The sequence below is a fragment of the Pseudomonas hefeiensis genome, assembly GCF_030687835.1.
Classification (GTDB): domain Bacteria; phylum Pseudomonadota; class Gammaproteobacteria; order Pseudomonadales; family Pseudomonadaceae; genus Aquipseudomonas; species Aquipseudomonas hefeiensis.
Window position 1 is genome coordinate 4,326,904 of the sequence record NZ_CP117449.1, and the last position, 10,395, is coordinate 4,337,298.

At 60.9% G+C, this 10,395-nt stretch carries 12 protein-coding genes; 11 read left to right on the plus strand and 1 reads right to left on the minus strand.

The features are described 5' to 3' along the window. Positions 1 to 51 precede the first annotated feature (51 nt). The gene (locus PSH57_RS19455) at positions 52 to 1,617 is read left to right on the plus strand and encodes a methyl-accepting chemotaxis protein (RefSeq protein ID WP_305384932.1); all 1,566 of its coding nucleotides are present in this window, start codon (positions 52 to 54) and stop codon (positions 1,615 to 1,617) included. A 192-nt stretch (positions 1,618 to 1,809) separates the two neighbouring features. On the opposite strand, the gene PSH57_RS19460 is transcribed toward PSH57_RS19455, so the two are convergent. Beyond that, a complete protein-coding gene (locus tag PSH57_RS19460; RefSeq protein ID WP_305384933.1) occupies positions 1,810 to 2,502 on the minus strand; it encodes an alpha/beta family hydrolase in 693 nt (230 codons plus the stop codon). A 96-nt stretch (positions 2,503 to 2,598) separates the two neighbouring features. On the opposite strand from PSH57_RS19460, the gene ccoN (PSH57_RS19465) reads away from it, so the two are divergent. From ccoN (PSH57_RS19465) to PSH57_RS19510, 10 genes are all read left to right on the plus strand, one after another. Further along, a complete protein-coding gene (gene ccoN / locus PSH57_RS19465; RefSeq protein WP_305384935.1) occupies positions 2,599 to 4,023 on the plus strand; it encodes a cytochrome-c oxidase, cbb3-type subunit I in 1,425 nt (474 codons plus the stop codon). A 10-nt stretch (positions 4,024 to 4,033) separates the two neighbouring features. Continuing rightward, positions 4,034 to 4,642: a cytochrome-c oxidase, cbb3-type subunit II gene (ccoO, locus tag PSH57_RS19470; RefSeq protein WP_305384937.1), complete on the plus strand. Its 609-nt coding sequence runs from the start codon at positions 4,034 to 4,036 to the stop codon at positions 4,640 to 4,642. Between the two features lie 4 nt (positions 4,643 to 4,646). Continuing rightward, positions 4,647 to 4,850 carry a cbb3-type cytochrome oxidase subunit 3 gene (locus PSH57_RS19475; RefSeq protein WP_256230368.1) on the plus strand — a complete coding sequence of 68 codons (204 nt, stop codon included), beginning with the start codon at positions 4,647 to 4,649 and terminating at the stop codon, positions 4,848 to 4,850. Continuing rightward, positions 4,847 to 5,800, plus strand: coding sequence for a cytochrome-c oxidase, cbb3-type subunit III (gene ccoP, locus PSH57_RS19480; RefSeq protein WP_305384939.1), 954 nt, complete (start codon positions 4,847 to 4,849; stop codon positions 5,798 to 5,800). The genes PSH57_RS19475 and ccoP (PSH57_RS19480) overlap by 4 nt, the downstream gene beginning before the upstream one ends. A gap of 482 nt (positions 5,801 to 6,282) precedes the next feature. Continuing rightward, positions 6,283 to 7,725: a cytochrome-c oxidase, cbb3-type subunit I gene (ccoN, locus tag PSH57_RS19485; RefSeq protein ID WP_047227187.1), complete on the plus strand. Its 1,443-nt coding sequence runs from the start codon at positions 6,283 to 6,285 to the stop codon at positions 7,723 to 7,725. Beyond that, positions 7,725 to 8,333, plus strand: coding sequence for a cytochrome-c oxidase, cbb3-type subunit II (gene ccoO / locus PSH57_RS19490; protein ID WP_014339380.1), 609 nt, complete (start codon positions 7,725 to 7,727; stop codon positions 8,331 to 8,333). The genes ccoN (PSH57_RS19485) and ccoO (PSH57_RS19490) overlap by 1 nt, the downstream gene beginning before the upstream one ends. Before the next feature lie 5 nt (positions 8,334 to 8,338). Then, positions 8,339 to 8,524: a CcoQ/FixQ family Cbb3-type cytochrome c oxidase assembly chaperone gene (locus PSH57_RS19495; protein ID WP_003183474.1), complete on the plus strand. Its 186-nt coding sequence runs from the start codon at positions 8,339 to 8,341 to the stop codon at positions 8,522 to 8,524. Beyond that, complete coding sequence (ccoP, locus tag PSH57_RS19500) at positions 8,521 to 9,504, plus strand: cytochrome-c oxidase, cbb3-type subunit III (protein WP_305384940.1); 984 nt, start codon at positions 8,521 to 8,523, stop codon at positions 9,502 to 9,504. Before PSH57_RS19495 ends, ccoP (PSH57_RS19500) begins: the two co-directional genes overlap by 4 nt. A gap of 148 nt (positions 9,505 to 9,652) precedes the next feature. After that, the gene (locus tag PSH57_RS19505; RefSeq protein WP_305384942.1) at positions 9,653 to 9,907 is read left to right on the plus strand and encodes a type II toxin-antitoxin system Phd/YefM family antitoxin; all 255 of its coding nucleotides are present in this window, start codon (positions 9,653 to 9,655) and stop codon (positions 9,905 to 9,907) included. Further along, on the plus strand, positions 9,907 to 10,317 hold the full coding sequence (locus tag PSH57_RS19510; RefSeq protein WP_305384943.1) for a type II toxin-antitoxin system VapC family toxin: 411 nt from the start codon (positions 9,907 to 9,909) through the stop codon (positions 10,315 to 10,317). The genes PSH57_RS19505 and PSH57_RS19510 overlap by 1 nt, the downstream gene beginning before the upstream one ends. Positions 10,318 to 10,395: the final 78 nt, after the last annotated feature.

The window sequence follows — 10,395 nt, forward strand, 5'->3', positions numbered from 1 at the left end:
AAAAACCTGTCGGCGCCGACAACCTTTCAAAGCCTTGCGGACCTACACACCATGCGTAACAACCAACCCGTCACACAACGCGAAAGGACCCTCCCGGCCCAGCAGCGATTGATTTCCACTACCGATGCCAAAGGTGTGATCACCTATTGCAACGACGCGTTCGTTGAAATCAGCGGGTTTTCGAAAGAGGAACTGATCCGCTCGCCCCACAACCTGGTACGCCATCCCGATGTGCCGTCAGCCGTGTTTGCCCATATGTGGAACACACTGAAACAAGGCTTGCCATGGATGGGCATCGTCAAGAATCGCTGCAAGAACGGCGACCATTACTGGGTCAATGCCTACGTTACGCCCGTGTTTGAAGGCAACCAGGTGGTTGGCTACGAGTCGGTGCGGGTCAAGCCCAGCGCCGAGCAGATCGCCCGGGCCGAAGCGCTCTATCAACGCATCAACCAAGGCAAGCCGGCGATCCCGCGCAGCGACAAATGGTTGCCGATCCTGCAGGACTGGCTGCCGTTTATCCTGGTCAGCCAGTTGAGCTTCGTGGTTGGCGCGTTTCTCAACTCCTCCTGGGGCTTTGCCCTGGCTGCCGTGCTCTCGGTACCTCTGGGCCTGATGGGCCTGCAATGGCAGCAGCGTGGGATCAAGCGCCTGTTACGCCTGGCCGAGCAGACCACCTCCGACCCGTTGATCGCCCGGATGTACACCGACAGCCGTGGCGTCCAGGCGCGCCTGGAGATGTCGATCCTCAGCCAGGAAGCTCGCCTGAAAACCTGCCTGACCCGTTTGCAGGACACCGCTGAGCATCTCAACGAACAGGCGCGGCAATCAAACTCGTTGGCCCATAACAGTTCCAGCGGCCTGGAACGCCAGCGGGTGGAGACCGAACAGGTGGCCACCGCCGTCAACGAGATGGCCGCGACCACCCAGGAAGTCGCCAGACACGTGCAACGCACCGCCGACGCCACCCAGGAAGCCAATCGCCTGACCAGTCGCGGACGCGACATCGCCGGGGAAACCCGCGAAGCCATCGAGCGTTTGTCGGTGGTGGTGGGCGAGACCGGGCAGACCGTGACCCAACTGGCCAAGGACAGTGACGAGATCGGTGGTGTGGTGGACGTGATCAAAGGCATTGCCGACCAGACCAACCTGCTGGCCCTCAACGCCGCCATCGAAGCAGCCCGTGCCGGGGAAATGGGCCGCGGCTTTGCCGTGGTGGCGGACGAAGTGCGCCAACTGGCGCAACGTACCAGTGAGTCCACCGGGCAGATCCACGCCCTGATCGCCAAGCTCCAGCAGACGGCCACCAATGCCGTGCAAACCATGGACGCCGGCCACCGTCAGGCCGAGGAAGGCGTGGCGCGGGTGATGGAAGCAGACCAGGCGCTGGTGGGCATCAGTGAAGCGGTGGCCAACATCACCGACATGACCACCCAGATTGCCGCCGCTACCGAGGAACAAAGCGCGGTGGCCGAGGAGATCAGCCGCAATATCAGCAACATCTCGGAACTGGCCGACCAGACCTCGGGCCAGGCCCACAGCTCGGCGCTGCTGAGCGAAGAACTGACCCGCACCGCCAATACGCAGTATTCGTTGGTGGAGCGGTTCAACCGCTGAGAGATGCCTGTTCCATAAAAAACCGGGAAGGTGATACTTCCTGGTTTTTTATTGCCAATTCAAAAGTGGTGTCGCGTTATGAACCGTCTTCGCGAGCAAGCCCGCTCCCACATTTTGAGATGCGTTCGCCTGAACAACTGCAATCCCCCTGTGGGAGCGGGCTTGCTCGCGAAGAGGCCAGGACAGGCGCAATCAATCCAGAAGAAGAAACGCCGCCACCCTGCCCGCCGCAGCCTCCAGATGCTGCTCATGACTAAACCCCGAAGCCTTCAACGGCTTCAGGTCATGATCCCCCGCCACCAGCCACATCACCTCGATGCTCGCTGACAGGTCATAGCCCCGCACCGCCTCACGATTGCCCAACGCATCGCGCTCACCCTGGATGATCAAGGTCCGGGTCTTCAATTCCGCCAGGTGCTCGACCCGCGGCTTTTCCGGTTTGCCCACCGCGTAAAAGGGATACCCCAGGCACATCAGGGCATCAGCTTCCAGCTCATCGGCCAGCAAGCTCGCCATGCGCCCGCCCATGGACTTGCCGCCAATGGCCAGCCGCCCAGCGACATAAGGCCGCACCGTGGCGAACACCTCACGCCAGCACTCCAGCAACTTGGCGGCCGGGTTCGGCGGACGTTTGCCCCCATCCAGGCGTCGTTGCGCCATGTAAGGAAATTCGAAGCGCAACACGTTGATGCCATGCCCGGCAAGGCGCGCGGCCATTTCGTTCATGAAGCCGCTGTCCATCGGCGCGCCGGCGCCATGGGCCAGGATCAGGGTCGGCGCCTTGGCGCTGACACCCGTTTGCGCAGCCGTCCATAGCCAGCCGTGTTCGGCCACACACCGCACCCATTGATCCTCGTCAATACTGGCCTTGTGCTGTTTGTCCATGCTGACCTCGCTTTTAGTCTGCCTATAACTCCAGGCGAAGAACGCCGCACTGCCTTGCGCAGGCGCTCACTTCGGCTGAACCGTGGATGGGGAACCATGAACACTTCTATCAGTACCGCCTACAACTACAAGGTGGTCCGCCAATTCGCCATTATGACGGTGGTGTGGGGCATCGTCGGCATGGGGCTCGGGGTTTTTCTCGCCGCCCAATTGGTCTGGCCACAACTCAACTTCGATTTGCCGTGGACCAGCTTCGGCCGCCTGCGCCCGTTGCATACCAACGCGGTGATCTTCGCCTTCGGCGGCTGTGCCCTGTTCGCCAGTTCGTTCTATTCGGTGCAACGTACCTGCCAGACGCAGTTGTTCGCGCCGAAAATTGCGGCGTTCTGCTTCTGGGGCTGGCAACTGGTGATCCTGCTGGCGGCCATCAGCCTGCCGCTGGGCTACACCAGCTCCAAGGAATACGCCGAGCTGGAATGGCCGATCGACATTCTGATCACCATCGTCTGGGTCGCCTACGCCATCGTGTTCTTCGGCACATTGGCAAAGCGCAAGACCAAGCACATCTACGTGGGCAACTGGTTCTTCGGTGCGTTCATCATCACCGTGGCGATCCTGCACCTGATCAATAACGCCGAATTGCCAGTGAGCCTCACCAAGTCCTACTCGGCCTATGGCGGTGCGACCGATGCGATGGTGCAGTGGTGGTACGGCCACAACGCCGTGGGCTTTTTCCTCACCGCGGGCTTTTTGGGGATGATGTATTACTTCGTGCCGAAGCAGGCCGAGCGGCCGGTGTATTCCTATCGGTTGTCCATCGTGCACTTCTGGGCGCTGATCACTCTGTACATCTGGGCCGGCCCCCATCACTTGCACTACACCGCGCTGCCGGACTGGGCACAGTCACTGGGCATGGTGATGTCGCTGATCCTGCTGGCACCGAGCTGGGGCGGCATGATCAACGGCATGATGACCCTCTCGGGCGCCTGGCATAAGTTGCGCAGCGACCCGATCCTGCGGTTCCTGGTGGTATCCCTGGCGTTCTACGGCATGTCGACCTTCGAAGGCCCGATGATGGCAATCAAAACCGTCAACGCCCTCTCCCACTACACCGACTGGACCATCGGTCACGTTCACGCAGGTGCCTTGGGCTGGGTGGCAATGGTGTCCATCGGCGCGCTGTATCACATGATCCCGAAAATCTTCGGTCGCGAACAGATGCACAGCATCGGCCTGATCAATGCGCACTTCTGGCTCGCGACCATCGGCACCGTGCTGTACATCGCCTCCATGTGGGTCAACGGCATCGCCCAGGGCCTGATGTGGCGTGCAATCAACGACGACGGCACGCTGACCTACTCCTTCGTCGAAACCCTGGTGGCCAGCCACCCAGGCTTCGTCGTGCGGTTGGTGGGCGGCGCAATCTTCCTCAGCGGCATGCTGCTGATGGCCTACAACACCTGGCGCACCGTGCAGGCTTCCCAGCCTGCCGAAGCCGCCGCTGCCGCGCAGATGGCCTGAGGAGTCCGCCATGAAACACGAAACAATCGAGAAGAACGTCGGCCTGCTGATGCTGCTGATGGTCCTGGCCGTGAGCATCGGCGGTCTGACCCAGATCGTGCCGCTGTTCTTCCAGGACGTGACCAACAAACCGGTGGACGGCATGAAGCCCTACACCGCGCTGCAACTGGAAGGTCGCGACATCTATATCCGTGAAGGCTGCGTCGGCTGCCATTCGCAGATGATCCGTCCGTTCCGCGCCGAGACCGAACGCTACGGCCACTATTCGGTGGCCGGTGAAAGCGTTTGGGACCACCCGTTCCTGTGGGGCTCCAAGCGCACCGGGCCGGACCTGGCCCGGGTCGGCGCGCGCTACTCCGATGACTGGCATCGCGCCCACCTGTACAACCCGCGCAACGTAGTACCTGAGTCGAAGATGCCGGCCTACCCCTGGCTGGTAACCCAGGCAGTGGACAGCAGCCACACCGAAACCAAGCTGCGCACTATGCGCACCCTCGGCGTGCCGTACACCGACGACGACATCAATGGCAGCGTGGCCTCCCTCAAGGACAAGACCGAGATGGACGCCCTGGTGGCCTACCTGCAAGTGCTCGGCACTGCCATCAAGAGCAAGAGGTGAGCCTATGTTCCTTGAAATGAGCACTGGAATGATCCGCGGCCTGGGCACGGTCGTGGTGTTCGTGGCCTTCATCGGCCTGACCCTGTGGGTCTTCAGCAGCAAGCGCAACCCTGAGTTCGCCCAGGCGCGCCTGCTGCCGTTCGCCGACGAGCCACCCGCCGACATCGCCAACCCCCAAGACCCTGCAACAAGGAGCACCCGGCCATGACCACCTTCTGGAGTACGTGGATCAGCGTACTGACCATCGGCAGCCTGATCGGTCTGACCTGGCTGCTGATCGGCACCCGCAAGGGCGAGACCAAGGGCAGCGTCGACCAGACCATGGGCCACAGCTTCGACGGCATCGAGGAGTACGACAACCCGCTGCCGCAGTGGTGGTTCCTGTTGTTCGCCGGCACCCTGGTATTTTCCGTCGGCTACCTGGTCCTCTACCCGGGCCTGGGCAACTGGAAAGGCATCTTGCCCGGCTACGAAAATGGCTGGACCGGCGCCCATGAATGGGAAAAGGAAATGGCCAGGGCCGACGCCAAATTCGGGCCGATCTTCGCCAAGTTCGCCGCCATGCCGGTGGAAGAAGTCGCCAAGGACCCGCAGGCATTGAAGATGGGTGGCCGCTTGTTCGCCTCCAACTGCTCGGTCTGCCACGGCTCGGACGCCAAGGGTGCCTTCGGCTTCCCTAACCTGGCCGACAGCCACTGGCGCTGGGGCGGCAGTGCCGAAACCATCAAAGCCACCATCATGGGCGGTCGCATGGCCGCGATGCCGGCCTGGGGCGAAGTGCTCGGGGAAGCCGGAGTCAAGAACGTGGCCGCGTATGTGCGCCATGATCTGGCGGGCCTGCCGCTGCCGGCAGACAGCGGCGCCGACCTGCAAGCAGGCCAGCAAGCGTTCAACACCACTTGCGTCGCCTGCCACGGTGCCACCGGCAAAGGCACCGAAGTCATGGGCGCGCCAGACCTGACCTTGCCGGCCGGCTTCATCTACGGCACCAGCCTGGCGCAACTGCAACAGACCATCCGTCATGGCCGCCAGGGCCATATGCCAGCGCAGAATGAGTTGCTCGGCAATGACAAGGTGCAACTGCTCGCGGCTTACGTCTACAGCCTGTCCCACGCGGCGAGCGCCGAACGCCTGCAAGCTGAACACAAAAGCGAATAAATCCTGACCACACGAACAGCCGCATCCATCTGGATGCGGCGGTTCCGTGCCCCAGCGCGACTCATTGTCGCACCCCTTCTCTTCGCGCCTTTCGGTTACCTGCAATCGGGTCTAAGCTTGCCCGAGCGTGCACTGGCGTTTGCCGGTTTCAGGTCGATCCGAGCCGATGTGTTCCACAATCCGTTCGATAAAAAGGCCGCAAAGGCCGGTGGATACCGGCTATTGCGCCCAGGGCTTCCCATGACCCGAACGCCGTGTTGGAACACACCCCGTTACAACCGAACCGACCCCCTCGCCTCTTTCCTGCGCCGCGACAATTTGCCGGGGGCCGATTTTGTCCCTACGTCGAGCATGGAAAGGCCGCAGAATCAGCTTTAGAAAGCATTGACCCAGGTCATGGCGCGTTGCAATGACCCCCCGCTTTCTCCATACTTGCGACCGATTTTTATCCTAATAAAACACCCAAACCGTGGAACCTTAGAATGAGCACAGCAATCAGTCCGACTGCTTATAACTATAAGGTAGTCCGCCAGTTCGCCATCATGACGGTGGTCTGGGGGATCCTTGGCATGGGGCTCGGTGTCTTCATCGCCTCGCAACTGGTCTGGCCGGAGTTGAACTTCGATCTGCCATGGACGACGTTTGGACGCCTGCGCCCGCTGCACACCAACCTGGTGATCTTCGCCTTCGGTGGTTGTGCGTTGTTTGCCACTTCCTATTACGTCGTGCAGCGAACCTGCCAAACGCGACTGATTTCCGACAGCCTCGCCGCCTTCACCTTCTGGGGTTGGCAAGCGGTCATCGTCGGTGCGATCGTGACCTTGCCGATGGGTTTCACCACCACCAAGGAATACGCAGAGCTGGAATGGCCCCTGGCTATTCTGCTGGCCATCGTCTGGGTGACCTACGGTCTGGTGTTCTTCGGCACCATCGTCAAGCGCAAGACCAAGCACATCTATGTCGGTAACTGGTTCTACGGTGCCTTCATCGTCGTAACCGCCATGCTGCACATCGTCAACCACGCGTCCCTGCCGGTCAGCTTCTTCAAGTCCTACTCGGCCTACTCGGGCGCCACCGACGCGATGATCCAGTGGTGGTACGGCCACAACGCCGTGGGTTTCTTCCTGACCACCGGCTTCCTGGGAATGATGTATTACTTCGTGCCGAAACAGGCCGAGCGTCCGATCTATTCCTATCGCCTGTCCATCGTCCACTTCTGGGCGCTGATCACCCTGTACATCTGGGCCGGTCCTCACCACCTGCACTACACCGCGCTGCCGGACTGGGCACAGTCCCTGGGCATGGCGATGTCGATCATCCTGCTGGCGCCAAGCTGGGGTGGCATGATCAACGGCATGATGACCCTCTCGGGCGCCTGGCATAAGCTGCGCACCGACCCGATCCTGCGGTTCCTGGTGGTTTCCCTGGCATTCTATGGCATGTCGACCTTCGAAGGCCCGATGATGGCCATCAAGACCGTCAACTCCCTGAGCCACTACACCGACTGGACCATCGGCCACGTACACGCCGGTGCGCTCGGCTGGGTGGCGATGATCTCCATCGGCGCCATCTACCACATGATCCCGAAACTGTTCGGTCGTGCGCAGATGCACAGCACCGGTCTGATCAACACCCACTTCTGGCTCGCCACCATCGGCACCGTGCTCTACATCGCCTCGATGTGGGTCAACGGCATCACCCAGGGCCTGATGTGGCGTGCAATCAACGATGACGGCACCCTGACCTACTCGTTCGTCGAAGCGCTGCAAGCCAGCCACCCTGGCTTCATCGTCCGTGCCCTGGGCGGCGCGTTCTTCGCCAGCGGCATGCTGTTCATGGCCTACAACGTGTATCGCACCGTTCGTGCCTCTGACCCGGCCGAAGCTGAGGCCGCCGCCAAGATCGCCGTAGTTGGAGCTCACTGATGAAGCACGAAACAGTAGAGAAGAATATCGGCCTGCTGGCCTTCTTCATGGTCATCGCCGTCAGCATCGGCGGCCTGACCCAGATCGTTCCGCTGTTTTTCCAGGACGTGACCAACAAGCCGGTCGAAGGCATGAAGCCGCGCACCGCCCTTGAACTGGAAGGTCGCGACGTCTACATCGCCAACGGCTGTGTCGGCTGCCACTCGCAGATGATCCGTCCGTTTCGCGCAGAAACCGAACGCTATGGCCACTACTCGGTTGCCGGTGAAAGCGTCTGGGATCACCCGTTCCTGTGGGGTTCCAAACGTACCGGCCCGGACCTGGCTCGCGTTGGCGGCCGCTACTCCGACGACTGGCAGCGTGCGCACCTGTACAACCCGCGCAACGTAGTGCCTGAGTCGAAAATGCCGGCCTACCCGTTCCTCGTAGAAAACAAGCTCGACGGCAAAGACACCGCCAAGAAAATGGAAGTCTTGCGTACCCTGGGCGTGCCTTACACCGACGAAGACATCGCCGGTGCCAAGGATGCCGTGAAGGGCAAGACTGAAATGGACGCGCTGGTGGCCTATCTGCAAGGCCTGGGCACCATCATCAAAAGCAAACGGTGATTTAGATGGATATCGGGATGATTCGCGGCCTAGGCACCGTCGTCGTGATGGTGGCCTTTATCGGCCTGGCGTTGTGGGTGTTCAGCCCCAAGCGCAAATCGGAATTTGACGACGCGACCTTGCTGCCATTCGCGGATGATCCCGAAGCCATCAAGCACGTCGAGCAAGCTTCTAGGAGTAACAAAGAATGACTACGTTCTGGAGTCTGTACGTCACAGTCCTCAGCCTGGGAACGATCTTCGCCCTGACCTGGCTGCTGCTGTCGACCCGTAAGGGCCAGCGCGCCGAACAAACGGACGAGACGGTTGGTCACTCGTTCGATGGCATCGAAGAGTACGACAACCCACTGCCCAAATGGTGGTTCATGCTGTTCGTGGGCACCATTATCTTCGCTCTGGGTTACCTGGTGCTCTATCCGGGCCTGGGCAACTGGAAAGGCCTGCTGCCAGGCTATAACTACCTGGACACCGAAAAGCAGACCCCTTTCGCCAATGGCCAGACCGGCTGGACCGGTGTTCACGAGTGGGAAAAGGAAATGGCCCGTTCGGACGCCAAGTTCGGTCCGATCTTCGCCAAGTTTGCTTCCATGCCGATTGAAGAAGTCGCCAAGGACCCGCAAGCCCTGAAGATGGGTGGCCGCCTGTTCGCCTCCAACTGCTCGGTCTGCCACGGTTCCGACGCCAAGGGTGCCTACGGCTTCCCGAACCTGACCGACGCCGACTGGCGCTGGGGTGGTGAGCCGGAAACCATCAAGACCACCATCATGGGCGGTCGTCATGCCGTGATGCCGGGCTGGGCTGCCGTGGTTGGCGAGCAAGGTGTTGCCGACGTCTCCGCCTACGTGGTGACCAGTCTGCACGGCCGTAAACTGCCGGAAGGCGCCAAGGCCGATCCGGCCAATGGCCAGAAGCTGTTCGCAGCCAACTGCGTGGCCTGCCACGGTCCAGCCGGCAAGGGCACGCCTGCCATGGGCGCACCTGACCTGACGCACCCGGCCGGTTTCATCTACGGTTCGAGCTTCGCTCAGCTGCAGCAGACCATCCGTTACGGTCGCCAGGGCCAGATGCCTGCCCAGGCCGATCTGCAGGGTAACGACAAGGTCCACCTGCTGGCTGCGTACGTCTACAGCCTGTCTCATGGTGAACCGGCGCCAGCCGCCGATGCCCAGTAAGGCACACGCCTGATGCACCAAAGGCCCCGCCAATCAATATTGGCGAGGCCTTTTTATTGGTGGGTATCAAGAGTCGAAGCTGTTTCACTTGCTCGCCGCCTACGCCAGTAGTAACGTGCCTACATTCTAGTTTCATGAGGGCACCGCCATGTCCATCACGACCATTTCCAGCCGCGAATTCAACCACGACACAAGTGGTGCCAAAAAAGCTGCCCGCCAAGGGCCGGTCATCATCACTGACCGTGGCAGGCCGGCCCACGTACTGCTAAGCATTGAGGAGTACCAGAAACTGACCGGCATTGGCACCAGCATTGTCGAGATGCTGGTCATGCCCGATGCGCCGGATATCGATTTCGATACCGAACGTACCGTCATCACTCCCCGGCCAGTGGACCTGTCCTGATGTTTCTACTCGACACCAATGTCATTTCGGAACTGCGCAAGCCGCATGCAGATAAAAACGTACAGGCCTGGGCACGTAGCGTGTCCGCCCCCAACCTGTACGTCTCGGCAATTACCGTACTGGAACTGGAAACCGGTGTATTGCGCTTCGAACGCAAGGACCCGGCGCAAGGCAGCCACCTGCGCGCGTGGCTGGATAACCACGTCATACCCGCATTTGCCGGCAGGATCCTGGCGGTCGACCGCACCGTCGCGCTACGCTGCGCTCGCCTGCACATACCCGATCGCAGCAATGAATGCGATGCACTGATTGCCGCCACCGCGCTGGTCCATGGCCTGACCGTGGTCACCCGCAATGTGAGTGATTTTCAAAGCAGCGGCGTGGCCCTGCTCAATCCATGGTCAAGCTGATATAACGTCGCAACGGACATCAATTACCGCCAAGGAGATAGGCGCAATGGGCATCGAAACACTTCAGCGCGCAACGAT

What these genes read in the sequence shown, in the direction of transcription:
- ccoO (WP_014339380.1), top strand. Translation starts at nt 7,725, where the DNA reads ATGAAGCACGAAACAGTAGAGAAGAATATCGGCCTGCTGGCCTTCTTC.
- ccoP (WP_305384939.1), top strand. Translation starts at nt 4,847, where the DNA reads ATGACCACCTTCTGGAGTACGTGGATCAGCGTACTGACCATCGGCAGC.
- PSH57_RS19455 (WP_305384932.1), top strand. Translation starts at nt 52, where the DNA reads ATGCGTAACAACCAACCCGTCACACAACGCGAAAGGACCCTCCCGGCC.
- ccoP (WP_305384940.1), top strand. Translation starts at nt 8,521, where the DNA reads ATGACTACGTTCTGGAGTCTGTACGTCACAGTCCTCAGCCTGGGAACG.
- PSH57_RS19460 (WP_305384933.1), bottom strand. Translation starts at nt 2,502, where the DNA reads ATGGACAAACAGCACAAGGCCAGTATTGACGAGGATCAATGGGTGCGG.
- PSH57_RS19510 (WP_305384943.1), top strand. Translation starts at nt 9,907, where the DNA reads ATGTTTCTACTCGACACCAATGTCATTTCGGAACTGCGCAAGCCGCAT.
- PSH57_RS19475 (WP_256230368.1), top strand. Translation starts at nt 4,647, where the DNA reads ATGTTCCTTGAAATGAGCACTGGAATGATCCGCGGCCTGGGCACGGTC.
- PSH57_RS19505 (WP_305384942.1), top strand. Translation starts at nt 9,653, where the DNA reads ATGTCCATCACGACCATTTCCAGCCGCGAATTCAACCACGACACAAGT.
- ccoO (WP_305384937.1), top strand. Translation starts at nt 4,034, where the DNA reads ATGAAACACGAAACAATCGAGAAGAACGTCGGCCTGCTGATGCTGCTG.
- PSH57_RS19495 (WP_003183474.1), top strand. Translation starts at nt 8,339, where the DNA reads ATGGATATCGGGATGATTCGCGGCCTAGGCACCGTCGTCGTGATGGTG.
- ccoN (WP_047227187.1), top strand. Translation starts at nt 6,283, where the DNA reads ATGAGCACAGCAATCAGTCCGACTGCTTATAACTATAAGGTAGTCCGC.
- ccoN (WP_305384935.1), top strand. Translation starts at nt 2,599, where the DNA reads ATGAACACTTCTATCAGTACCGCCTACAACTACAAGGTGGTCCGCCAA.